This is a genomic window from Acinetobacter sp. M5A5_2a (genome assembly GCF_053345265.1).
In genome coordinates this window covers 1-23,468 of the sequence record NZ_JBKEZV010000016.1, presented here as the reverse complement: position 1 = coordinate 23,468, position 23,468 = coordinate 1, and the positions used below count along the sequence as shown (strand labels likewise).

Here is a 23,468-nt window from a genome sequence, read left to right as displayed (position 1 = left end):
ATTTCAGGTTAAGTTGTTGTTTTAAGCGCTAACCTTCACAGGTTCAGCAATTGCGTCACTATTTTTCTGTTGAGAACCACGGCATAGATATAAGCTTGAGATCAGGCTACATACCGCAGCTAACATCAGCCAGAATGCTGGTGTACTTGCGTTACCTGTGTGTTCAACTAGATATGTACATGCAATTGGAGTCATGCCACCAAAAATAGCTGCTGCAAGACTAAAAGCTAAAGAGAAGCCGACTGTACGTACACGCTTTGGCATCACTTCGGCGAGTGTTGCTACCATGGTGCCGTTGTACAGACCAAAGAAGAACGAGAAGTAAGCAAGCGTAATAATCAGATTGGTGAAACTAATATCACTCACTAACCAGCTTAAAACTGGATAAGTTGTAAAGATGGCAAGTGTCGTAATGCCGACTAAAACAGGACGACGACCAATTTTGTCTGAAAGTAAGCCACCCATTGGTAACCAGAAGAAATTCGATAAACCAACAAACACAGTCGCTAAAAGACTATCTGTTACCGACATTTCTAAAGTACGTTTTGCATACACTGTGGTGTAAACCGTAATGAAATAGAAAGTGGTTGTGGTCATCGCACTCATCATCATGCCCGCAAGTACGATGCGCCAGTTGCTTGCAAGTGTGCTGAAAATTTCTTTGGTTGATGGATGAGTTTTTTGAGCTTTAAAGTCTTCAGTTTCCTCTAATGTACGGCGGAACAAGAAGATTAAAGGAATAATCAAACAACCAATTAAGAACGGAATACGCCAGCCCCATTCACCCACTTGAGCATGAGTTAAAATGGTGTTGAGCCAGTAGCCAAGTAATGCTGCAAACACAACCGCAATTTGTTGGCTGCCAGACTGCCAGCTTGTGATAAATCCACGGTTTTTATCTGTTGCAATTTCAGCTAGATAAATCGATACACCGCCAGATTCAACACCTGCCGAGAAGCCTTGTAATAGACGTCCAATCACCACCAAAATTGGCGCAATAATACCAATGGTTTCATAACCCGGTACAAAGGTAATTAAGATGGTTCCGATTGCCATAAGGCTCAAGGTAACAATAAGACCTTTACGTCGACCAACTCTGTCGACATAAGCGCCCAAGAAAATAGCGCCGAGAGGACGCATAAGAAAGCCCGCGGCAAACACGGTAAATGTCATCATTAAAGAGACATATTCATTTTCAGAGTGGAAAAATTTTGCTGCGATATAAGTGGCATAGAAACCAAAAAGAAAAAAATCGTACTGTTCTAAAAAGTTGCCACTCGTTACATTTAATATTTTTTTAAAAGTAGCCCTACGGTTATTCACGACATCCATTGGAGACCTCCTTGGCCTGACAAAATGGAAACATTCACGATCTTCAATAGAGGGCCTTAAATAGACTCATTCAATAAACCTAAATAGCAAATGGGTTAGAGATGAGATTTAAAGGTGTCCTTCGTAGAAAATGTGATGCCTTGTTTCCAGTTCAAACTACACATCTATAATTCGATAAACAGAAATTCACTTATCATTCAGATGAAAATGTAATCTCAAACAGCAGGAGGGAGTGAGAGGGCAAAATTAATTAGGTATTTAATAAAATTAATGACCCTTTATAAAATAATTTCAGAACATGGCCAAATTTGGTTTTGAATCAACTCTTTCACACAGGCTTTAATTGCCGATTTTGCAGCGAGTGCAGCAGGTGATAATTCTTCTTCGGCAAGGCTGACTAAGTAATTGATTCGCTCAACTTCAGGATCAATCAATTTAAGTAGTTGAAGCTTATGTTTGTACTCTTGTAGACAAGCACTTCCGGGGCGGACGCTGGCAAGGTCGAGGTGAATCAGGCTATCCATCAGCAAGTGCAGGCCATCAATTTCATAGACGACATTGAGTTGTCCAATCTTGTGCTCAAGCAGTTTTCTTAAGCTATGACGCTGCCGTGGCAACACTAAAGGAATATCACCAATTTGTTGAGACCGAATAATGCCGCTTTTGATGCACTCCGCAAGACCGTATTTTTCGAGCACTTCTTTTCGTGCCATTAAATACATTTGCTCGCGTACCAGCGGTTGTATTGACCATTGCTTGTCAATTTCATTGGTAAAAATAATGGCAATATCAAGCTGACGTGAATTAATCGACTGAATCAGGTTACCTGACAGTGTTTCCACAATTTCTAGGCGAATGTCTGGATAGCGTTCAGACATTAATTTCATTAAAGGGATGCCAATTAAAGCGGTAATGGTGGGTGGAAAACCAAGGCTCACATGGCCTGAAAGCCGTGCCGAATGAGCAGCATCCACAGCAAAGTTAATCTGACGTAAAATGAGTTGAGAATGTTTTAAAAAGGCGAGGCCTGCGGGAGTTGGGGTCACACCAAAAGCATTACGCTGTAATAGGCGAATGCTTAGCTCTTGCTCTAGCTTGCTAATTTGTTGACTGATTGCTGACGCACCGACATCGAGTTTTTGAGCAGCTTTACCAATACTGCCTGCTTCAACTACCGTCAAAAAATATTTTATTTGCTTGATTTCCATAATAAATATATTCGCTCATCATCCTTGATTTATAGAGATATGAAGGATTGGGAAATCTATCATGTGCTTTAATATTAACAGCAATAAATACAAAAGTTTCTTAAAAAATTATCTGAAAGTTTTAAATCTTTGTCGTCTTTAGTCTTGAGTTCAATGGAACTTATCTCATTTCAGAGAGACAATCTTATAATTTTTAAATATGGCATCCACAGTCAAATCATTGGCGTTTGGGGCTAAGCACACCACTCAAAATCTAAATAAAGTGAACAATCAAAATAAAAAAATCCAGGATGGATCCATGATTTTTGTAGTAAGAAATAGAACATTAGTATTGGGAATAGCTTCAATTTGTACAAGTGCATTACAAGCTGCTGCATTTGATAAAACAGGCCAATCCGTATCAGCATTTTTACAACCGGGAAATTACTTTGAAGCAAGTCTTGGTGTGACAGATACTGATTTAAAAGGAGTGGAATCTGGTACTAACCCTTCCCATCAGTCAATTTCCGATATCGCTAATACAGATTATCGGCCGACTGCGGCTTTAAAGTTTCAGCTTGCACCACAGTATTCATTTGGGTTGCTTTACGATCAGCCTTTTGGTGCTGACACCGAATATTCAGGACTAAATGGCTTTGTCGCAACGCCGAAAGACACAGTTATGCTTCCTGGTATTACGACTACAAGCCTTGCAAATGCTACTTCTGGTCAAGTTCCTACAGGAAATGCAAAATCAGAATTTGATATTCAAAGTTTTAGCTTCATTGCTGGATATCAACCTAATAAAAACTGGAATATTTTTGCAGGGCCGGTTTATCAAACTTTCAAAAGTCAGGTCAATTTAAGAGGCAATGTATTTAGTCTTTATAATGGTTATGACTTTCAAACTAAAACTGTGGGTGATTGGGGCTGGTTAGCTGGACTGGCTTATCAAATTCCTGAAAAGGCCGTTAAAGTTTCGCTTACCTATCGTTCTGCCATTACCCACAAAGTAAACGCAACTGAAAATGCGCCGTTAATTGATATGTTAACGACTCAGCAAGGACGCGATTTAGTTAGCCAACATCTCGACTATATGATTTCTATCGGGCAGATGACCGAGCAAAAGAAAAACTATTTAAATCATATTATTTCAGAGTTACCCAATAGCGAAGGCTCTGGTCCAACCAAATTTAAATCTCCAAACTCAGTGAATTTAGAGTTTCAAACAGGTTTACGTCAAGGAACTTTATTGTTTGGGAGCTTGCGCTGGGTAAATTGGAGTGATTTGGCGCTACAACCTTACCGTTTTGGTGAAATTTCAAAAGTTATTGGGGGATTATCAACACCGAGCCGTCCAGAAGGATTTAATTTGGTTCGTTATGATGATGACCAGTGGGCTTTAAATTTAGGACTAGGGCAACGTTTTTCATCTAAATGGTTAGGCTCTGTGTCAGTGGGTTGGGACTCTGGTGCAGGTGATAAAGTCTCAACGGGTGGCCCAACCAAGGGATATTACAATTTAGGAATCGGTGCTCAATATAGCCCAACATCCCAATACTTTATTTCTGGGGGTGTGAAATATTACTGGTTAGGCGATGCAAAAGCTCAGCTTGGCGCACAGGCAGGCAGTGACTATTATGTGGGTGAGTTTAAGGATAATCACTCTATAAGCTATGGCTTAAAAATAGGATATAAATTTTAAAATTAAATCATTCATTTATAAGGTTTTAATTACATGAATAAAATCATCAAAAACGGCATACTTTTAGGGTTATCGACTTTGATTGCAGGTTATGGAACTGTCCTCCATGCCGAAGTAAACCCATCTAATTTACCTACTGTCTCACAAAAAGCGTTAACGATTATTGATGGACAAACAGAATGGTTAAGTAAGGTTTATAAAGATATTCATGAGCACCCTGAACTTGGGTTTATGGAAACGCGTACCTCTGCCATTGTTGCCAAAGAGCTTAAGTCATTAGGGTTTGATGTTAAAACTGGCATAGCCAAGACAGGTGTGGTTGGAATTTTAAAAAACGGTAATGGGCCAACGGTCATGTACCGTGCCGACATGGATGCCAACACAGTTCAAGAAGCCACGGGTTTACCTTATGCAAGTAAAGTACGGGTAAAACTTGACGATGGAACCGAAACGCCTGTTGCACACATGTGTGGTCATGATGCGCATGTGACATGGATGCTCAGTATGGCAAAAACCTTAGTGGCTTTGAAAAAGGAATGGAGCGGAACTATTATTTTAGTCGCACAACCTGCTGAAGAGCCTATAACGGGTGCTAAAGCCATGGTGACTGATGGTTTATGGACCAAATATAATTTACCAAAACCTGATTATTTCTTTGCAGTTCATACCACACCTGCGCCTGTTGGGGTGGTTATTAATGCACCGGGGCCACGCATGGCGGGAACCGACCAACTTGATGTTTTATTTAAAGGGGTAGGTGGGCATGGCTCATTACCAATGCTAACCAAAAATCCAATTAGTATGGCGGCAAATGCAGTAACTCAATATCAAACTATTATGGGTAACGCAGTCGACCCTCAACAAGCGGCAGTTTTATCGATTGGATCGATCCAAGCTGGAAATTCAAATAATGTGATTCCTTCTACTGCATTGGTCAAAATGAACTTGCGCTGGTTTGATCCAAAAGTACGCGAAACCATGTTAAATAACATAAAGCTTATGAGCGAAGGTGCTGCGCAAATGCAAGGCATGGGTAAAGACCAATTTCCTACTTTTACCTTTAAAGGTTCAAGTACGCCTGTAGTCAATAATAAAGAATTCTCTGCGCGTTTAAATGGACCACTAAAAGTTTTGCTAGGTGACAAACATGTTCTAACTGAATATCCCGCCGTTATGGGTTCTGAAGATGTTCACCATTTGTTAGGTGACCAAAAAGACATTCCATTTAACTTTATGTTCATTGGCGTGGCAGATCCGGTTGTGTTTGCCAATTCAGTCAAGCAAGGCAAACCTGTGCCTTATATTCCACATAGTCCAAACTATGTTGTAGATTTAAAAGCCTTGCCAGTCGGGGCTAAAGTCACCACAGTGTCTATGCTTGAACTGTTAAATAAAAAATAAGATGATCATAAAAAAAGATGCACATAGAGGCATCTTTTTTTATTTAAAATTTTGAGAAACTTAAGAACAAGACAGATGTTTTTCCCGATAGTGCAGCGGTGATAAATCTGTCCAGCGTCGAAAAGCGCGGGTAAAACTACTCACATCGGTAAAGCCAAGAATATAGGCAATTTCTGTAATATTGTGGCTTGAATTTTTGATATACGACAACGCGAGTTCGTGCCGTGTATTATCGAGTAGCTCGCTATAAGAAGTATTTTCTGCCGAAAGCTTGCGTTGCAGACTACGTATACTTAAGCCTAAACTTTTCGCAACGTCTTGCTGTTGAAAGTCACCTGTAGATAATTTTTCAATGAGTTTTACTTTCACACGAGCCAATATATTTTCTTTATCAAACCGAGCGAGATAACGATTAATAATCTCATCATATTCTTGGGTGAGGTGTGGATTCCCACCATCTAAAGGCTGTTCTATGGATGCCGTGTCAAACACAATCATGTCTTTGGGCGCATTAAACACAATCGGGGCTTTTAAAATGCTCTGAAAAGTTTGCAGATCTTCTGGCTCTGAACGTCTCAGTTCAATGCGTAAGGGCGAAAAAACAGAACCCTGTAACGCACGACTTGAACGAATAAAAACAGAGATAAAAGCATCGATAGATTCGGGTTGAACTTCGTCGGGAACATGAATAACGAAATAATGATTTTTTCCCTCGCCATAAAACTCGAGTTCAGGAATGTCGGTCACTATGCGGAAGTAACGAATAATTCTTAAAAACATTTCTTTTAGGGTGGTGCTGGTAATGAGTGAATGGCCCAACACATGAAATGTATTTTGGTTGACTTGGCTAGCAACTTTAAGGCCAAAGCTCGAGTCTTGAGTCGCTTGAACGGCTAATTTCCATAAATTTGCTGTGTTTTTTAATGAATAGCGCGCATCTGGATCGTTTAGGGCCTGAACATCTAAACCTGCTTGTTTTAATAAAGGTTGGCTATCCACACCTGCTTTCTCAAGCGCTTTTTGAATCGCTTTAACCCAGCTAGCCAGTGCCGTTGCTGTCTGTGGCATGTTATGTCCTATAACTTGTGACTCATATTCCTGTTAACAGTATAAAAGATTCAAAACTAAAAAAACTTTTGTTTGTTTTGAATATTTTTATTTTTGGCATCCATAGCCAATAGATTGGCGTTTCGAGCTAAGCGTACAAACATAGATATAAATAAAGTAGGGGCATGAGAAAACTGAGGAATAACGGATGACCTACATATATAAAAATCCTGCTGGAATGACCGATAGCGAAAAAACGGAACACATTAAAAAAGTGGTCACAGCGGAAGGCGTGGCTTTACGCAAGCGCCATCCCATTTTGAACCATCAAAATGCAATAGGGGCGATGATTCTATTTGTTTCCCTTGTTGGAATGATTGCTACAGCCGTACTCTATATCAATCATCAGCTTTCAGCTTGGTTCGCAATTCCAATTATTGCGTTTTTTGCATCTCTTACCCATGAGTTAGAACACGACCTTATTCACTGGATGTATTTTAGAAAAAAACCATGGGCACATCATTTAATGATGGGCTTAGTGTGGTTAGCTCGCCCAAGTACCATTAACCCGTGGAAACGCCGTGAGCTGCATTTTAACCATCATAAAAACTCAGGCACTGAAGTTGATTTAGAAGAAAGAGCGCTAACCAATGGAGAGCAATGGAGCATTCGCCGACTCGTCGCCATCGGTGACAATGGTTTTGCAGTTTTGCTACGGATTATTGCGGCAAACAATTGGACGGTTAGAAAAGTTATTTTTAAACGTGCGTTCTTAGCCTATTTTCCACTTGGAATTATTCACTGGTCACTTTGGTATATCTTCTTAGGGTTCCACGCAGTTGATATGGTTTCAAGCTTGGTAAATGCACCGATCGCATGGTCAGCTACAACCCTAAATGTTATGCATGTGATTAATATTCTGACTGTGGTGTGGATTGCGCCAAATGTGCTGCGTACCTTCTGCCTGCACTTTGTGACAAGCAATATGCATTACTACGGTGATGTTGAATTGGGCAATGTGATTCAACAAACGCAAGTGTTAACACCGTGGTGGATGATGCCGTTCCAACTCTTTTGCTTTAACTTTGGTTCGACACATGCCATTCACCACTTTGTCGTGAAAGAACCATTCTACATTCGACAAATGACTGCGCCTGTTGCCCATAAAGTCATGCGTGATATGGGCGTACGGTTCAACGATGTCGGTACTTTTAAAAGAGCAAATCGTTGGAACGTAAATAATTTATCTGAATCGAATACTTAACAAATAGATTCTTAGCTCGCTTGAATGGACTGAGTTCTGTATCTAGGGCTCAGTCCCACTCTACAATTTCTTAAAAAATAACCAGCCCTACTGAAACTGAGTAAAAAGCAGAATCACACCTAATGCACATAAAATTGAACCAATCACCTTATTAATTTGCACTTGCTTGGCTAACATTTTTTGTCTCAACAGCATTGATGAAAACAGCACAGCTACAAGTGAGAACCACACGAAATGGGCAAATGACATAAAAAAGCCATAGGCCAAAAGAACGGTTTTAGGCGTGGTTAAACTTACAATTTGGGTATAAGTACTGATCACGAATAGCGTGGTTTTCGGGTTTAATGCATTGGTAAAGAAGCCGTATTTTATGGCTTGAAAAGTACCTATAGAAGTTAAAGCAGCAGTGTCTAAAACAGGTTTTTGCGTAAAAGTTTTATAGCCAATATAGATCAAATAAAGCGCACCAATATACTTAACAATATTCAAAATTTGCGGCGTATAAGTCATCACAAAAGCAACAGCCACAAGGGTATAGGTCACATGTACCAATACACCGAGTGATATTCCGAGTGAAGTTAAAACCCCTATTTTTCTGCCGTACAAGTAACTATTTTTCGTGACAATCGCAAAGTCAGCTCCGGGGCTTACCACTGCCAAAATCGTAATCAGAATAACTGCGATAAACTCTGCCATTACCTTGTACCATCACTGAAAACGAGGGGATTGGTCTGTACTTTTTGGAATATATTGGAGAGAGCAGATCTTTTGCTTAAAGCAGCTATTCTTTCAGAATAAGAAGTTGTATCTATAAGGCTATGAAGATAGATATCGATATTCAATATGTTTTTCATCATCTAAAATGGGTTTTAATAAAGATGATTTTTATTTTGAACAGAAACCTAGAAATAAAAATCGATAAAAACGACTAACTACCTATGAGTTTTTGGAATGATCGAAAGAATATCGCTGAATTCACTAAAATTTTTCTATTTTGTGGCGAAGTATGGCAGTGTCACTTTAGCTGCAAAGAAATTGTTTGTGACGCAAAGTGCGGTCAGTAAACAGATTTATAATTTAGAAGAAGCTTTAAATACGGCTTTGTTCGATCGAAAAAATAAAACACTTGTGATGACTGAGCAGGGTGAAATTTTATTGAGTTGTTGCCATCAGGTTTTTGGTCAACTCGATGAATGTTTAATACAACTAAGCCAGCCTAAAACTCATAACAAACAACTGGTCTTGTCCTGTGAACCGACGCTTTCGATGAAATGGCTCATACCGCGGTTATCAAAATTTAAAAAGCTCGGTCATGGTTTTGAGGTTGTGCTACTCACAGCAGGCGGAGTAGTCGACTTTGAAAAAGATAATATTGATATCGCAATTCGTAGAAATGACTTTGATTGGGGAGAGCATATCTTTAGTGAGAAAATTGCAGATGAATATATCGCAATGATTCAAGCAACCAAGTCATCGGAAACCGAAGATGTACTCATCTCAACTTCTAGACCGAATTTTTTCAAAAATATCAGCCGCATTTCTGAGTTAAAGCAGAGTTTAAAAGGGTACACCAAAGTTGAGCTTGAACATTTTTATCTATGTTTAGAAGGCTGCTTAGCTGGACTCGGCGCAACAGTCATCTCAATTTATATGATTGAAAAAGAGCTAGAGTGGAATGTACTGCAAAAAATTTCACCAGTTGTACAAGACGGTTCAGCCTATTTTTTACTTTCTCATAGCGCTTTTGAAGAAGACCCGCGAAAGATTATATTTTTAGAATGGCTAAAAGCAGAGATGAGCGAGAGTCAGCACACCTTACTTTAGGTCTAGCCATTCTCCCTAAGTTTTTATTGATTAAGATATTGAAAATAATAATAAATATTTAAAATAATTAAGGCGGTTTGCTAGCGCCGTATATTGAGTTTCTGCTGTTTAAAATTCCCTAAGATGAAAAATATTTAACTTCATACTTCTTTATTAAATCTTAAACATGAATTTCACTCAGTTTTGAATGAGACTAAATCATTTTTATTCATGTTGTGATTGCGGTATAAATCTATTCACGCTCTGAAGCGTTCCAGTAATTCACTTTTGATAAGACCATAAGGCACAAATCTGACAAGGCTGGAAAGTTTAAAAAGAGCTCGAAATATTTTTAGGTTTATCTCAGAAATTAGGGTACTGATCAAAATGAGTAAAGAATTTACATTTACGATTAAGAGTATTTGTTTCGATGAAAACTATCGTCCAGCAGACAATACGCGTATTACAACCAACTTTGCTAACTTAGCGAGAGGGATGAGCCGTCAAGAGAATCTGCGCAACACATTACAGATGATCGACAATCGTTTTAATACTTTAGCTCATTGGGATAACCCTAAAGGCGATCGCTATGCGGTTGAACTTGAAATTATTTCAGTTGAAATGAATGTTGATGCTGCAAGCCATAACAGTGCGCTTCCTTTAATCGAAATATTGAAAACCAATATTGTTGATAAAAAGACCAATGAACGTATTGAAGGTATTGTCGGCAATAACTTCTCGTCTTATGTACGTGACTATGACTTTAGTGTGCTTTTGTTAGACCACAATAAAAATCAGTCTACCTTTAGCACGCCAGAAAACTTTGGTGAATTGCACGGTAATTTGTTTAAGAGCTTTATTAACTCTGAGACTTACAGAGCAAACTTTAAAAAAGCGCCAGTGATTTGCTTAAGTGTTTCAACAACTAAAGTGTACCACCGCACTGAAAACGAACATCCAGTTTTGGGTGTGGAATACAAGCAAGAAGACTATTCATTAACTGATGAATATTTCCAAAAAATGGGCTTAAAAGTTCGCTATTTCATGCCGAAAAACAGTGCTGCACCTTTGGCGTTCTATTTTACTGGTGATTTGCTGAGTGATTACACCAACCTTGAGTTGATCAGCACCATCAGCACCATGGAATCGTTCCAAAAGATTTATCGCCCTGAAATTTACAATGCAAATTCAGTTGCTGGAAAATCTTATCAACCAAGTTTGAAGAATGAAGATTACTCACTTACTCGAATTGTGTATGACCGAGAAGAACGTAGCCGTTTGGCTATTGAGCAGGGGAAGTTTGTTGAAGAGCAATTTATCAAACCATACCAAGCGATTCTTGAGCAGTGGTCTGCTAATTACGCTCCTAATTAATCAACATACGGGTCATTGATCATGAAAAAATTATTACCAACTTCAACTGCTGGCAGCTTACCTAAACCGTCTTGGCTTGCAGAACCTGAAAAGCTTTGGTCGCCTTGGAAACTCGAAAACGAAGGCTTAATCGAAGGTAAAAAAGACGCGTTACGTTTGGCGTTGCACGAACAACAACTTGCTGGCATCGACATTGTGAGCGATGGCGAACAAACCCGCCAACACTTTGTGACCACGTTTATTGAACACTTAAATGGCGTAGATTTTGAGAAGCGCGAAACAGTTCGAATTCGTGACCGTTACGATGCAAGCGTACCGTCTGTAGTGGGTGCGGTGTCTCGTCAAAAGCCTGTGTTTGTTGAAGATGCGAAATTTTTACGTCAACAAACCAATCAACCCATTAAGTGGGCATTACCTGGCCCAATGACCATGATTGATACGCTTTACGATGGTCACTACAAGAGCCGTGAAAAACTTGCTTGGGAATTTGCTAAAATTTTGAACCAAGAAGCACGTGAGTTAGAAGCTGCTGGTGTAGACATCATTCAGTTTGACGAACCTGCATTTAACGTATTCTTTGATGAAGTAAATGACTGGGGCGTTGCGACTTTAGAGCGTGCAATTGAAGGTCTTAAATGTGAAACTGCGGTCCACATTTGCTACGGTTACGGCATTAAAGCCAATACAGACTGGAAAAAGACACTTGGTTCGGAATGGCGCCAGTACGAAGAAGCTTTCCCGAAACTGCAAAAATCTAACATCGATATTATCTCGTTAGAATGTCACAACTCACATGTGCCTATCGATTTACTTGAACTCATTCGCGGTAAAAAAGTCATGGTCGGTGCAATTGATGTTGCATCTAACCAGATTGAAACTCCAGAAGAAGTTGCTAACACACTTCGTAAAGCGCTTCAGTTCGTAGATGCTGACAAGCTTTACCCTTGCACAAACTGTGGTATGGCACCTCTTTCTCGTGAAGTTGCGCGTGGCAAGTTAAATGCTTTAAGTGCAGGCGCAGAAATCGTTCGTAGAGAACTTACGGGTTTTGAACTCTCTGCTTAATATTTACCAATAAGTGGTATAAAGGGTTACTTTTTTGATGTTAGTTGATAATCAAACAAGTAACCCTCATTTTACTTACTACATGTCGTTCTAATCAGAATGCATGTCGATCAAGTACCTTCCTGATGGAGTTGGGTGGTATAGCAAACACTTAGGACAAGGTACGGTTCAATTTAGGAATAATGTCATGGTTCAAGCAACAGACTTTAGAAATGCAATGTCTTTACTCACAAGTGCAGTTAGTGTTGTGACTACGGCAGGCATGTCTGGCCGTTTTGGATTTACTGCCTCTGCTGTGTGTAGTGTGACCGACACACCTCCGACATTATTGGTCTGTATGAACCAGTCTGCGAGTTCACATGCACATTTCCTAGATAACAAAATCTTAACTGTGAATGTTTTAGGCGCACACCACGAACATATTTCAAAAGCATTTTCATCTAAACTTACGCCAGAAGAACGCTTTAAACATGGCGAATGGATTGAGTTAGAAACAGGTTCACCTGTGTTAGATGATGCTTTGGTAAGTTTCGATTGTGAGATTGAACAAATTCAACAAGTGGGCACACACACGATTCTGATTTGTCCGATTGTTGCGATTAAACAAAGCCAGCATGACCAAAGTTTGGTTTATTTTAATCGTGCTTATCACCAAGTGGGGCAGACAGAGATTGTCTAAACCGACTTTCCGCTGTGTACTTTCCCATTAAAAGTTAAAAGATAGAAATGAATAAGCATGGATCGCTTCATTTAATTTAAAAATACAATTAAATATAATATCTAAAATAATAATTAAGTTAATCTAATGAAAAATAATAATAAATTTAAATACTTGTCATAAAAGCTACATTGACACCTACCAACTCTCGGATTATCCTTTGCCTGCTGGCCTACATTGCCAGCCGGCTTTGACAGGCCAGAACCTAAGTACATTGAAAAAACTTGTTTTTTTAATGTAGACTCGTTCGTCCCCCTTTTGTTGCGGTAGGACGGAAGGGGGACACCCTCGGGTGTGCTGATTCTTAGGTTCAGTCTGTCAACCCTCTTTCGTTCTACCACCATTATTTGACAGTAATGCGGTAGGACTTCTTTTACCTAAGGAGTCGCTCATGCGCAACATTTCTATTTTATTGGCAACCATTGCCAAGCCTTTTATTCCAATATCGTTTAGCTCATCTTTAAAACTGTTTAATTGAAAATACGTTTTAAAGCTTTAGCTCGTCACGACTAAAAACTTATATCAACAATAAAACTTGAGATGTGCCAAGCACCGTCTTACGGCTTTGCTGTGCCTTTTTTTCTCCCAGAAGGGGCACAGGCTTTTTATCTCATTTAGAAACAACAAGAATTTAAAAAGGTAAAACTATGCCAACTTTAGAAACGGCTTCAAAAAAATTAAAAGCAATACGTACCGCAATAGACCTATTTAATCTCTATGGATTTCACAACACGGGCGTAGACCTGATTGCCAAAGAAACTAAAATTCCAAAAGCCACGCTTTATAACTACTTTCACTCCAAAGAACACCTTATAGAAACATGTATAAGCTTTCAAAAAAGCCGACTGAAAGAAGAAGTGCTGGCAATTGTCTATTCACACCGCTACTCAAAACCAAGCGATAAACTTAAAGAAATTGTCCGTTTACATGTCGATGTGAATAGCCTTTACCACCTTTTGTTTAAGACTATTTTTGAAATAAAACAGCTTTATCCAACGGCTTACCGCATGGCGGTTGAATATCGAAAATGGCTACTTCGAGAACTTTTTGATTTGGTCTTTAGTCTGGAAACCAATGCATTCAAACCCGATGCCAATATGGTTTTAAACTTAATTGATGGCTTGATGCTACAGGTTTTAAGTTCTAATCGTTTAGATGAACGGGATGTGGTGTTGGAGAGGTTTTTGGGGAGGACTTAGAACCGATCTATATATGACCTCTTTATCTTATGGGTAGAAGTAGGTTGAAAAGCAAATTGAGCTAAACCTAATTCTGTTAGTCTAATTTTCATTGTTTCTTGAGAAACGTTAAAAATTTCAGTCAAAGGTAAAATGATTCTTCTATAATTTTCAAAGTTACATGGTTGTGAGTCAATGTAGAGTGGTGAGAATCCTCTATTTCTGATGCCATAATGTTGTAAATAATAGTTTAAAGTTGCTTTTAACCGATTTTCAGGCAGTAGTAAGCAACCTGCAAAATAATTTGCTTGAAATTCTAGTCGATCAATATTCTGGGTAATCTCTATATTTACAGAGTGAGATTCCATAGTTGGAGAAAAATTCTCTGAAATTAAATACTTGTTATGATTAAGAAAAACATGAGCTATTTCATGTGCTTTTGCAAAATTAATTTGATGTTGAGAAAAGAAGCCACTTCCAAAAATGGTAATAGTTTTTAATTTGGTTTCTAGCTTACCAATAATATTTGGATGTTCGGGAGTATTAATCTCAATAATTTTATAACCTAATGTATTTATTATTTCGTTTAAATCTATCTCATCGTTTTTATAAAATTTATTAAATAAGCTTTCTGCAAGAATACTTAACTCTTTTTTAGATTTATAAGGGATAGTTTTAGAGTATGAATTTACGCGATGTTGCGTGAAAAATTCTTTTGGAGATACATTTTTCTGTAATGAAAGGAAATCATAAATTAGATCTTTTGGAATACTTGTAAAGCGTAGAGGTGTTTGTATAAAGATATTTGAATAAGAAATATCTTGGAAGTTTTCTGATGTCAGAGCATTACTTATAATTTCATCATTATTTTTTACTCTATTAATCGTTCTGTTAAAGATAATTTCATGATTATCATTGGCTGTAATTCTCCACAGCCCTATCTTTCTATTTTTTGCAACATTTAATGCTCCTTTCTGAAAGCCATTTTTAGTAATGCAGATAGCCTTTGTATAATGTTTTCCGACTTGACTAACTTTGGTTGAAAACTCTTCAATATCGTCCACAGGAACATTTTTTTCATAATTTTTACATTCAATTAGGATTAGTAAATATGGTTCCTTTTGATCAAATAAGAAAACTTCAATAGCTACATCGAAGGTAATGTAGTCTTCTCGATCCTTTGAATAATATTTCTTTTGCTTGTAAATTTTAGTGTGACTTGGATTAAGCCCCATATAACCTTTTTGGATTAGAGCCGAAAAGTAGTCAAAAACAAAATTTTCAAAAATATCGCCTTTCTTTTTAGTATTCATATATCAAAAAAGTATTGAATTTTTTTGATCATATATAAAAATCAGTAACTTGGCTATATAGATATAACGCCTTAAGAACTAAATAAGGTTATTCCCAACTTCTATAAAGAACCCTCGTACTCCACATACCCATCTTCAATTGCAGGAATAATCTCTACAAACTCAAAGTAGGGCACTGTACAAAACTCAGAGTCTCGAATCGCATCAATCACAAAATAATAATCTTGCAGAGATGTCGTCTCAAACACAGCAATATCACTGGCTTTAGTACTAAACGCTTCAGCGTCATACCACCGAACTTTTACAGTTGGGTACTTCTCAAAAATAGGTTCAAGCTTTTGTGCACTAAACTCAGCCCGCTTTTCACGAGCTAAAGCCAACCAAGCAGGCAAAGCTCTTAAATGAATAAAAAAAGTATAGGTTCTAGACATAACCACTCCATGACTGGGCCGAGTTGTAGTTCAACGGAAAAGACAGCATTTGCTTGTCATATCAAAATGACTCAGTCAGTATATGAGTGATTGCTCACATTACATACTCGCATTTCGACCCATGTCAGAAACATTTCCAGACCCACGTAAACGCCCGCGTCAAGCCCGCTCAGTGGCTACCTTTGAAGCTATTTTAGAGGCGGCTGCTCGCATTTTAGAATCTTTAGGCTTTGCTGGATTTAACACAAATGCCGTGGCTGAACTTGCTGGTGTAAGCATTGGTAGCCTATATCAATACTTTCCATCTAAAGATGCCTTAATCGTTGAGTTAATTCGACGTGAGCGTGCCAAGCTTTCAAATCGTATTGTTGAAGCCATAGAGCAAAATGATGCTGCAGACTTAAAAGAAAAATTAAAACTCATCATCCAAGCTGCTGTGCAACATCAATTGAGCCGTCCGCAGTTAGCACGAACACTAGAGTTTGCTTCTGAACTCATTGGAAAAGATATTGAGGAAAGTGAACTTCAACACGAGCTTGAAACTATAATTTCTGATCTGTTTATACGTTCTGGCATTTCACATGCACAGACGGCCGCACAAGATGTGATTGCGTTGAGTAAAGGAATGATTAACGCGGCAGGCATAGCAGGGGAAACGGATTTAAACCATTTACAGCAGCGAGTTGAAAAGGCCGTATTTGGTTATTTGAATTTGGCTTAAATATCAGAGTAAAAGCTAATTTTTATTACAACAGATATTCTTGTAGCTCTTTTTCAATCGTCTCGCTAATCAACGTTGAATAGTCACTATTTTTAGTATCTAAATGACGCATTAACCACACATCTTGTTTTAAATTCTGCTCAGGTAGTATTGGCAATAACCCCGAAGCCTTTGCAACAAAACAAGGCAGGGCTGTAATTCCTTGTCCTTCAATAACTGCTCGTAGTTGCGAGTGCATGTTATCAAAAGACAAAGCAGGGGCTGCATCTTGGGTGAGTTCACGCATCCATTGTGCTAAGAAAGTATATTGAAGGCTTCGGTCCCAACCGATTATACGATGATTCAATAAATCATCCGTCGTTTCAGCATGCTCTGTGAAACTGGCGAGATAATCTTTACTACAATAAAGCCCATACTCTAGTTGGCCAAGTCGCCGAATAATGTAACGCCCACTTTCAGGTCGAACAAGTCGAAGAATAATGTCAGCTTCCCGTCGAGAAAAATCAACAGGAACGACACTCGTTGAGATTTCTAATTGTAAATCTGGATGCTTCAGTTGCAACGCTGTTAGCTTTGACTGAAGCAACTGCTGCCCAATTAACTCAGGTAAAGCAATGCGGAACAGTGATTGCTGTCCTTGATCGTTGTAACGCTCCATCGCTATTAAATGCTCTTCTGCTTTTTCAGCCAAAGAAAAAAAATGTTTTCCAACGTGGGTGAGTGTATAGCCATCACTGTCTCGGGAAAAAAGAATCGCCTTGAGACTTTTCTCGAGTTCAGCAGCTCTGCGATGTACGGTAGAAACACTAATACCAAGCAATTTTGCACTGCGGCTCAACCCGCCAGTTCGCCCAATAGCTAACAAAATTTTAGTATCGTCCCAGTTCATACCTTTCCATATTTGAAAAATGCGTTTGCAAGAAAAACTATAGTATCCCCGATCTTTAGATTTATACAATTCAAACAACCACTACAGGAACTCAAAAACTAATTATGAGGCGACTATAAGCCTTTTAGAGCGGTGATATGTGTTGCTGCAATTAAATAAGATTTTCTGGTCATGGCGGGAGCTATTTCTGAGATCACAATATTAACAACAGAGGATTTGCGCCATGACTAATATTTATGTGGTTGATGCATTTACCACCAGACCAAATACAGGAAATCGAGCGGGAGTTGTTCTAGATGCTGACCATCTTACAACTCAAGAGATGCAAGATATTGCTGCATTCGCAGGGTATTCAGAAACTGCCTTTGTTTTGTCAGCTAAAGATCAAAGTCATGACATACATGTTCGATATTTTACCCCTACAAATGAAGTCCCAATATGTGGGCATGCGACGATTGCTACTCATTTTTTACGTGCAACTACAGGCCACCACTCAGACTATCCATTAATCGCAAAAACGGGGGCAGGTGATTTACCTGTTTCAATATTTGGAAGTCCTGACGAGTTATTGGTGAAAATGACTCAAGGTCGCGTAGAGTTTTTTCCACCTTTTAATGCGAATCAACGGAGTGAACTTGCAAGCGCACTGGGTGTGAGTGAAAGTGATTTTGCTGACTTACCAATACAAGTGGTTACGACGGGGCATTCCAAGGTGATGGTGCCAATGCTGAGCAGAAGTAAGCTTGATGGATTAATTCCAAACAATGAAAAACTGAAAGCTATTAGCGCTGAAATAGATTGCAATGGTTTTTTCCCATTTGTTTTGGAAGGTAGTAAGCAAGAACCTATTACTTATGGTCGAATGTTCGCACCCGCAATCGGTATTAATGAAGATCCTGTAACTGGTAATGCAAATGGTCCAGCGGGAGCGTACCTTGTTCACCACGATTTAATCGAATGTGACCAGAAAGTAACTTATTGGGGGTATCAAGGCCTCGCAATAGAAAAACCGGGGCGGGTTTTAGTGACAGTTGAGAAAACAGATTCAATATTACACGTTAGCATTGCAGGCCAAGCCGTTTTAGTTGGCTCAGTTTTGTACTCGGGAAAAGGTTGATTATATTTAAGAAATGATGTCATCTTGCGAGTTTTAAAGCAGTTCTTTTATTTACAGCAGCGAGTTGAAAAGACTTTATTGGGTTATTGGGATCTCACATAAAGATCATATATTTTTATAAAGTTGTGAATGTAAAAAGGGCTTCTATTGGCAATTTTTTAAAGCACATGTGTTGTGCCCTAAAATAAATAGAAAATATTTTATTCATTTTATATGTTTTTAATCATATGTTTTAATTTTATTTTAAATTAATCATTATTGATGAATTTAAATAAATAATATATTTTTGAATGTACATATTTAAAAGTTTATAGCCTGCCGCTTCCCCAAGAGGTAGGTTTTTTTTATGGAAATTATTTATTATAATAATTGAATTTTATAGTTTTTATAGGTGTTTAATTGGTTTTAAATATATGTGTTTAAAACTCACCTTTATAATTTAAATTATAAATAAATTAGATGTTTAGTTGCTGATACTAAAAATTAATCATTTTTTGCTTTATTTTTTCGCAAAGAAAATTATTCTGAAAATTATTTATTTAAAGTATGGAATTTAATATTTTTGATAATTTTTAACTGAGTTTTGGATTGTTTTACAATATTTCAAGAGATTAGATCTTCTAATGAGTAAATTGCCTTTTTCCCACAATGATTTCCAACTTATAATCAGATCAGGTACGAAGTTTTTTTTATATTTTTGTATTGCTTCTAGTGTATCAATATCAATTACAAAGGCAGAGACCGCGTCTGTTAACTCGGGAAAAAGCTTAACAAAAAAAGTTTCTCAACTCTTTAAACCCACGCCCGATGAAAGCTACCGATCTGTCGATTTCCAAAAATTAAGCAATTTAGGGTTTGATCAGAGCCAATTTCAGCGACTAGGAAATGATGGGAACTATTTACCGACGTCTACTGCGATGTGGAACAATCAAGTCAGTTTAATTGATGCGATTCAATATGCAGTTCAACGAAACCCTAATATTTCTCAAGCCATTTCAACTTTAGCAGGCCAAAACGCAGGTATTGATTATGCCAAGGCGGGTTATTATCCCCAGCTTTCAGGTGGTATTACCACAGGTGATTTGGGTAGTGGTGAGCGGGGGAGACAGTTACTGACGTTATCTGCGACTCAAATGCTTTTTGATTTTGGCAAAGTAAAATCAGGTGTATCGGTTCAGCGTGCCAAAGTACAAGTCGAGCAGGCCAATGTGCTGGTCAGCATTGATGATATTGCACTTGATGTGGCGCAGTCGATTGTCAATATTCAGCGCTATCTTCAATTAAATAAAATTGCCGAGCAGCAAATTGCCGGGATTCAGCGAATTCAGGAAATTGCCAATTTACGTGCAAATGCCGGTATTAGTAGCCAAGCTGACCCAGTTCAGGCACAAACATATTTAGAATCTGCACAGTCGACACTCATTGCTCAACAATCTTTATTACGTCAGTACCAACAACATCTAAGAACTCTGGTAGGAGTAGATGTTTTTAATAAGGTATGGGTCATTCCTGATGATTTGGTAAAGCAATCTGGTCTCTATAATGAGCCTGAGTTTAATACCATTCCAAAAATGATTGCGGCGCAAGCGAGTGTTGAAGTTGCTAAAGCACAAAAGCAACAGACTCGTTTAACACGTTATCCGACTTTGGCGGTCAAAGGTTCCTTAAGTCAGGCCATTAATGGCAGAAACCCGAATAATGATAAAGATGATGGCTTATATAGTTCTGTCATGCTTGAAGCAACCAGTCAGTTTTATCAAGGTGGGGCCGTTTCTTCTCAGGTCAAAATGGCAAGTTATGCAGAAGAAGCAGCTAAATCTCAGGTCAATTCAGTTTATATGGATGTTCTTGATCAGATCAGAACCAGCCGTGAGCAAATTGAAAATAAACAACGTCAAATGCAGGTGCTGACCAATCGTCAGGCCACGACTGTTCGTACACGTGAACTTTATCAAGAGCAGTACAAACTTGGTACACGCTCATTGGTCGATTTATTGAATGCAGAGCAGGCCATTCATAGTGCCAATTCAGAACTCGAATCTGCACGTTATGACATCTATAACAGTATTGTGCAATACATCTCGGCAACAGGACGTTCCCGCCAAGCCTATGGCTTAAATAATATTTCAATTCAGGGGTTCGAAGTACAACCATGATGACAAAAATAAATTACCAGCCCTGGTTACAGGCGGTCTTAACGATTGCTAAACATTATCGAATTGAGCCTTCAGAAGAAAGAATCCGTTTACAGCTTGACTGGAACCAGAATCAAAACCTGGATGATGTTTTACAGTTAATGACACGTCAGGTTGGGCTAAACCTACGTAAGGTACCTTTTTCACTAGATTTACTTAATCCGTGGCGGCTACCTGTTCTGGTCGAGTTTCATGACGGGCAGGTCGGTGTTGTTGATAAAGCCGATACCCAAGGAAATGTCAGTATCCAGTTTAGTGGTGATCAGGGACTTTCTCAAAATTTAAGCCTAGATGTCTTAAAAAATACAATTAAGAATGTCTATATCCTGCGTCCTGAAAGCTCCATTCCCGATGCGCGTATTGATGAATATATCAAACCCTATGAAGCAAGCTGGTTCTGGTCAATTGTTCTAAGAGACTGGAAGCGCTACGTTGATATTATGTTTGCCTCACTCATTGCCAATATTTTGGCACTGGCAACTATTATTTTCTCAATGCAGGTCTATGACCGTGTTGTGCCTTCACAGTCTGTTCCAACCTTATGGGTGCTGGCTGGTGGTGTACTCATCGCAGCACTTTTCGAATTTACCTTACGTATATCACGGGTGTATTTATCCGATATTATCGGTAAACGTGCCGACTTACGGGTTTCTGACCGCGTATTTGGTCATGCCTTAAGAATCAAGAATAAAGATCGTTCAAAGTCTACCGGTAGTTTTATTTCGCAGATTCGTGAGCTCGAAGGTGTTCGTGAACTGGTAACCTCTACCACCATTAGTGCGATTGCCGATTTTCCATTCTTTTTCCTGTTCCTGACCATCTTTGCCATTATTGGCGGGAAACTGTTTTGGGTGATGTTGCTGGTTGTGCCACTTATGCTTTTGCCGGGTATTCTGGCACAGAAAAAGCTAGCGCAACTCGCACAGGAAGGCATGAGAGAATCTTCAATCCGTAATGCCATTCTGGTAGAAGCGGTGCAGGGTATTGAAGATATCAAGTTGTTGCGTGCTGAATCACGTTTCCAGAACCAGTGGAACCACATGAATGAAGTTTCAGCCGATATCGGTATGAGACAACGTAAAATTGTCGGGACCTTAATGGCATGGACTCAAATGCTTCAGGGTCTGACCTATGCGATTGTGGTTTTGGTGGGATGTTTTGCGGTGATGGATGGTGAAATGACCACGGGTGCATTAGTGGCCTGTTCAATTTTATCTTCACGCATGCTAGGTCCGATTGCACAAATTACGGGTGTTTTAGGACGTTTACAGCAGGCGAAGGTTGCAAAACAAAGCTTAGATGAGCTTATGCAACGTCCGATTGATCAGGCTGACCGTTCACATCTGGTACATAAAGCTGCTTTAAATGGCGACTATGAATTAAAAAATGCCTTGTTCCAATATGGAGAAGAAGACCCGAGACCGAGTTTGGCAATCCGTCATTTAAAAATTCGCGCTGGTGAAAAAATTGCAATTCTGGGGCGTAATGGAGCAGGTAAATCGACATTGCTTCAGCTTTTATCAGGCATGCAAGTTCCAACTCAAGGTTCAGTGCATTTAGATGGCTTAGATCTTTCTTTAATTGATCCATCTGATGTACGTCGTGATATGGGTTTACTTAACCAGAATGCGTATCTTTTCTACGGTACGATTCGTGAAAACCTCACTTTGGGTGCACCGCTTGCAACCGATGAAGAGATTCTTCGAGCTTTGGTGGTGACAGGTGCATTACCTTTTGTTCAAGAGAAAAAAGAAGGACTCGATCACCTGATTTTAGAGGGTGGTGTTGGTTTCTCGGGTGGTCAGAAACAAGCGTTGTTATTGGCTCGTCTATTGATTCGTCAACCTAATATTTTATTACTCGATGAACCAACAGCTGCGATTGATGATGTGGCAGAGAAGCAACTGATTGATCATTTAAAAGGATGGCTGGCCCATCGAACTTTAGTGGTTGCGACTCACCGCCGCGCTGTTTTAGAACTGGTGGACCGTATCATTGTCGTTAACGACGGCAAAATCGTGATGGATGGTCCAAGAGATCAGGTCCTTAATCAATCAACAGCCCAACAAAAACAAGTGCAAGGGGGTAATTCATGAGCGAGCCACAACAAGAACAAGAACTCACCCGTTCAATGAATGTCTCTTATACTGAACCACCATTACCACGTGCCAGCTTAGTGATCTGGATTGTGGGGATTGGTTTAGTTATTTTCTTTGTCTGGGCATGGGTATTTAAACTTGAAGAAGTCTCTACCGGCACAGGTAAAGTAGTTCCATCGTCTAAGGAACAGGTCATCCAGTCCTTAGAAGGCGGTATTTTAACCAAGCTGAATGTACAAGAAGGCGATATTGTTCAAAAGGGTGAAATTCTTGCGCAATTAGATCCAACCCGTTTTGCATCGAATGTCGGTGAATCAAGATCTTTACTGATCTCCGCTCAGGCAACTTCAGCACGCTTACGTGCAGAGGTAAACGGCACACCATTGGCTTTTCCTGAAATGGTGCTGAAACAACCAAAACTTGTACATGAAGAAACTGCATTATATCGCTCACGTCGGGCTGATCTTGAGCAAACACTCTCGGGTTTAAAGCAAGCTTTGCAATTGGTACAACAAGAACTGGCAATGACCGAACCGTTAGTTGCTAAAGGCGCGGCCAGTGAGGTTGAAGTTTTACGTTTACGTCGCGAAGCAAATGACCTTAGAAACAAAATGAATGATGCGCAGAAC

At 39.1% G+C, this 23,468-nt stretch carries 20 protein-coding genes; 13 read left to right on the top strand and 7 right to left on the bottom strand.

Features of this window, described 5'->3' with window-relative positions; translation table 11 throughout:
- Positions 1 to 21: 21 nt before the first annotated feature.
- Together tcuC and ACLBWE_RS18315 are read right to left on the bottom strand one after the other, a co-directional pair.
- Positions 22 to 1,332, bottom strand: coding sequence for an MFS transporter (gene tcuC, locus ACLBWE_RS18320; RefSeq protein ID WP_424614539.1), 1,311 nt, complete (start codon positions 1,330 to 1,332; stop codon positions 22 to 24).
- Between the two features lie 278 nt (positions 1,333 to 1,610).
- Positions 1,611 to 2,540, bottom strand: coding sequence for a LysR family transcriptional regulator (locus ACLBWE_RS18315; protein ID WP_004641378.1), 930 nt, complete (start codon positions 2,538 to 2,540; stop codon positions 1,611 to 1,613).
- 298 nt (positions 2,541 to 2,838) lie between these two features.
- Here ACLBWE_RS18315 and ACLBWE_RS18310 point away from each other — a divergent pair, with 298 nt between their 5' ends.
- A complete protein-coding gene (locus ACLBWE_RS18310; RefSeq protein WP_447604215.1) occupies positions 2,839 to 4,224 on the top strand; it encodes a long-chain fatty acid transporter in 1,386 nt (461 codons plus the stop codon).
- Positions 4,225 to 4,257: 33 nt separating this feature from the next.
- Complete coding sequence (locus tag ACLBWE_RS18305) at positions 4,258 to 5,625, top strand: amidohydrolase (RefSeq protein WP_447604214.1); 1,368 nt, start codon at positions 4,258 to 4,260, stop codon at positions 5,623 to 5,625.
- A 60-nt stretch (positions 5,626 to 5,685) separates the two neighbouring features.
- Here the strand turns inward: ACLBWE_RS18305 and ACLBWE_RS18300 are convergent, their stop codons facing one another.
- Positions 5,686 to 6,693 (bottom strand): AraC family transcriptional regulator, encoded by a 1,008-nt coding sequence (locus ACLBWE_RS18300; RefSeq protein WP_447604213.1) that lies wholly within the window; start codon positions 6,691 to 6,693, stop codon positions 5,686 to 5,688.
- 217 nt (positions 6,694 to 6,910) lie between these two features.
- Between ACLBWE_RS18300 and ACLBWE_RS18295 the strand changes: the two genes are divergently transcribed.
- Entirely contained in the window at positions 6,911 to 7,936 is a 1,026-nt protein-coding gene (locus ACLBWE_RS18295) for a fatty acid desaturase (protein ID WP_133748106.1), read from the top strand.
- Positions 7,937 to 8,023: 87 nt separating this feature from the next.
- On the opposite strand, the gene ACLBWE_RS18290 is transcribed toward ACLBWE_RS18295, so the two are convergent.
- Positions 8,024 to 8,632, bottom strand: coding sequence for a LysE family translocator (locus tag ACLBWE_RS18290; RefSeq protein ID WP_447604212.1), 609 nt, complete (start codon positions 8,630 to 8,632; stop codon positions 8,024 to 8,026).
- A 255-nt stretch (positions 8,633 to 8,887) separates the two neighbouring features.
- Here ACLBWE_RS18290 and ACLBWE_RS18285 point away from each other — a divergent pair, with 255 nt between their 5' ends.
- From ACLBWE_RS18285 to ACLBWE_RS18265, 5 genes are all read left to right on the top strand, one after another.
- Positions 8,888 to 9,760 (top strand): LysR family transcriptional regulator, encoded by an 873-nt coding sequence (locus ACLBWE_RS18285; RefSeq protein WP_447604211.1) that lies wholly within the window; start codon positions 8,888 to 8,890, stop codon positions 9,758 to 9,760.
- 366 nt (positions 9,761 to 10,126) lie between these two features.
- Positions 10,127 to 11,113: a DUF1852 domain-containing protein gene (locus ACLBWE_RS18280; RefSeq protein ID WP_133748070.1), complete on the top strand. Its 987-nt coding sequence runs from the start codon at positions 10,127 to 10,129 to the stop codon at positions 11,111 to 11,113.
- A 21-nt stretch (positions 11,114 to 11,134) separates the two neighbouring features.
- Complete coding sequence (locus ACLBWE_RS18275) at positions 11,135 to 12,178, top strand: methionine synthase (RefSeq protein WP_005048816.1); 1,044 nt, start codon at positions 11,135 to 11,137, stop codon at positions 12,176 to 12,178.
- A 187-nt stretch (positions 12,179 to 12,365) separates the two neighbouring features.
- The gene (locus ACLBWE_RS18270; protein ID WP_004794389.1) at positions 12,366 to 12,857 is read left to right on the top strand and encodes a flavin reductase; all 492 of its coding nucleotides are present in this window, start codon (positions 12,366 to 12,368) and stop codon (positions 12,855 to 12,857) included.
- Between the two features lie 686 nt (positions 12,858 to 13,543).
- On the top strand, positions 13,544 to 14,095 hold the full coding sequence (locus ACLBWE_RS18265; protein WP_447604210.1) for a TetR/AcrR family transcriptional regulator: 552 nt from the start codon (positions 13,544 to 13,546) through the stop codon (positions 14,093 to 14,095).
- On the opposite strand, the gene ACLBWE_RS18260 is transcribed toward ACLBWE_RS18265, so the two are convergent.
- Positions 14,092 to 15,387, bottom strand: a complete 1,296-nt coding sequence (locus ACLBWE_RS18260) for an ImmA/IrrE family metallo-endopeptidase (protein WP_447604209.1) — start codon at positions 15,385 to 15,387, stop codon at positions 14,092 to 14,094. The genes ACLBWE_RS18265 and ACLBWE_RS18260 overlap by 4 nt on opposite strands.
- Before the next feature lie 101 nt (positions 15,388 to 15,488).
- Positions 15,489 to 15,818, bottom strand: a complete 330-nt coding sequence (locus ACLBWE_RS18255) for a darcynin family protein (protein WP_447604208.1) — start codon at positions 15,816 to 15,818, stop codon at positions 15,489 to 15,491.
- Positions 15,819 to 15,939: 121 nt separating this feature from the next.
- On the opposite strand from ACLBWE_RS18255, the gene ACLBWE_RS18250 reads away from it, so the two are divergent.
- Positions 15,940 to 16,539, top strand: a complete 600-nt coding sequence (locus ACLBWE_RS18250) for a TetR/AcrR family transcriptional regulator (RefSeq protein ID WP_447604207.1) — start codon at positions 15,940 to 15,942, stop codon at positions 16,537 to 16,539.
- A gap of 25 nt (positions 16,540 to 16,564) precedes the next feature.
- Here the strand turns inward: ACLBWE_RS18250 and ACLBWE_RS18245 are convergent, their stop codons facing one another.
- Entirely contained in the window at positions 16,565 to 17,428 is an 864-nt protein-coding gene (locus ACLBWE_RS18245; RefSeq protein ID WP_447604206.1) for a LysR family transcriptional regulator, read from the bottom strand.
- Between the two features lie 223 nt (positions 17,429 to 17,651).
- Between ACLBWE_RS18245 and ACLBWE_RS18240 the strand changes: the two genes are divergently transcribed.
- From ACLBWE_RS18240 to ACLBWE_RS18225, 4 genes are all read left to right on the top strand, one after another.
- A complete protein-coding gene (locus ACLBWE_RS18240; RefSeq protein WP_447604205.1) occupies positions 17,652 to 18,545 on the top strand; it encodes a PhzF family isomerase in 894 nt (297 codons plus the stop codon).
- Between the two features lie 623 nt (positions 18,546 to 19,168).
- The gene (locus ACLBWE_RS18235; RefSeq protein ID WP_447604204.1) at positions 19,169 to 20,701 is read left to right on the top strand and encodes a TolC family outer membrane protein; all 1,533 of its coding nucleotides are present in this window, start codon (positions 19,169 to 19,171) and stop codon (positions 20,699 to 20,701) included.
- Positions 20,698 to 22,836 carry a type I secretion system permease/ATPase gene (locus ACLBWE_RS18230; RefSeq protein WP_447604203.1) on the top strand — a complete coding sequence of 713 codons (2,139 nt, stop codon included), beginning with the start codon at positions 20,698 to 20,700 and terminating at the stop codon, positions 22,834 to 22,836. Before ACLBWE_RS18235 ends, ACLBWE_RS18230 begins: the two co-directional genes overlap by 4 nt.
- On the top strand, positions 22,833 to 23,468 hold a 636-nt coding region (locus ACLBWE_RS18225), incomplete at its 3' end, for a biotin/lipoyl-binding protein (protein ID WP_447604202.1). The genes ACLBWE_RS18230 and ACLBWE_RS18225, both read left to right, overlap by 4 nt.

Coding starts and splice junctions, on each gene's coding strand:
- ACLBWE_RS18265 (WP_447604210.1), top strand. CDS start 13,544: ATGCCAACTTTAGAAACGGCTTCAAAAAAATTAAAAGCAATACGTACC.
- ACLBWE_RS18305 (WP_447604214.1), top strand. CDS start 4,258: ATGAATAAAATCATCAAAAACGGCATACTTTTAGGGTTATCGACTTTG.
- ACLBWE_RS18235 (WP_447604204.1), top strand. CDS start 19,169: ATGAGTAAATTGCCTTTTTCCCACAATGATTTCCAACTTATAATCAGA.
- ACLBWE_RS18280 (WP_133748070.1), top strand. CDS start 10,127: ATGAGTAAAGAATTTACATTTACGATTAAGAGTATTTGTTTCGATGAA.
- ACLBWE_RS18310 (WP_447604215.1), top strand. CDS start 2,839: ATGATTTTTGTAGTAAGAAATAGAACATTAGTATTGGGAATAGCTTCA.
- ACLBWE_RS18250 (WP_447604207.1), top strand. CDS start 15,940: ATGTCAGAAACATTTCCAGACCCACGTAAACGCCCGCGTCAAGCCCGC.
- ACLBWE_RS18245 (WP_447604206.1), bottom strand. CDS start 17,428: ATGAACTGGGACGATACTAAAATTTTGTTAGCTATTGGGCGAACTGGC.
- ACLBWE_RS18270 (WP_004794389.1), top strand. CDS start 12,366: ATGGTTCAAGCAACAGACTTTAGAAATGCAATGTCTTTACTCACAAGT.
- ACLBWE_RS18315 (WP_004641378.1), bottom strand. CDS start 2,540: ATGGAAATCAAGCAAATAAAATATTTTTTGACGGTAGTTGAAGCAGGC.
- ACLBWE_RS18290 (WP_447604212.1), bottom strand. CDS start 8,632: ATGGCAGAGTTTATCGCAGTTATTCTGATTACGATTTTGGCAGTGGTA.
- tcuC (WP_424614539.1), bottom strand. CDS start 1,332: ATGGATGTCGTGAATAACCGTAGGGCTACTTTTAAAAAAATATTAAAT.
- ACLBWE_RS18230 (WP_447604203.1), top strand. CDS start 20,698: ATGATGACAAAAATAAATTACCAGCCCTGGTTACAGGCGGTCTTAACG.
- ACLBWE_RS18255 (WP_447604208.1), bottom strand. CDS start 15,818: ATGTCTAGAACCTATACTTTTTTTATTCATTTAAGAGCTTTGCCTGCT.
- ACLBWE_RS18240 (WP_447604205.1), top strand. CDS start 17,652: ATGACTAATATTTATGTGGTTGATGCATTTACCACCAGACCAAATACA.
- ACLBWE_RS18275 (WP_005048816.1), top strand. CDS start 11,135: ATGAAAAAATTATTACCAACTTCAACTGCTGGCAGCTTACCTAAACCG.
- ACLBWE_RS18260 (WP_447604209.1), bottom strand. CDS start 15,387: ATGAATACTAAAAAGAAAGGCGATATTTTTGAAAATTTTGTTTTTGAC.
- ACLBWE_RS18285 (WP_447604211.1), top strand. CDS start 8,888: ATGATCGAAAGAATATCGCTGAATTCACTAAAATTTTTCTATTTTGTG.
- ACLBWE_RS18300 (WP_447604213.1), bottom strand. CDS start 6,693: ATGCCACAGACAGCAACGGCACTGGCTAGCTGGGTTAAAGCGATTCAA.
- ACLBWE_RS18295 (WP_133748106.1), top strand. CDS start 6,911: ATGACCGATAGCGAAAAAACGGAACACATTAAAAAAGTGGTCACAGCG.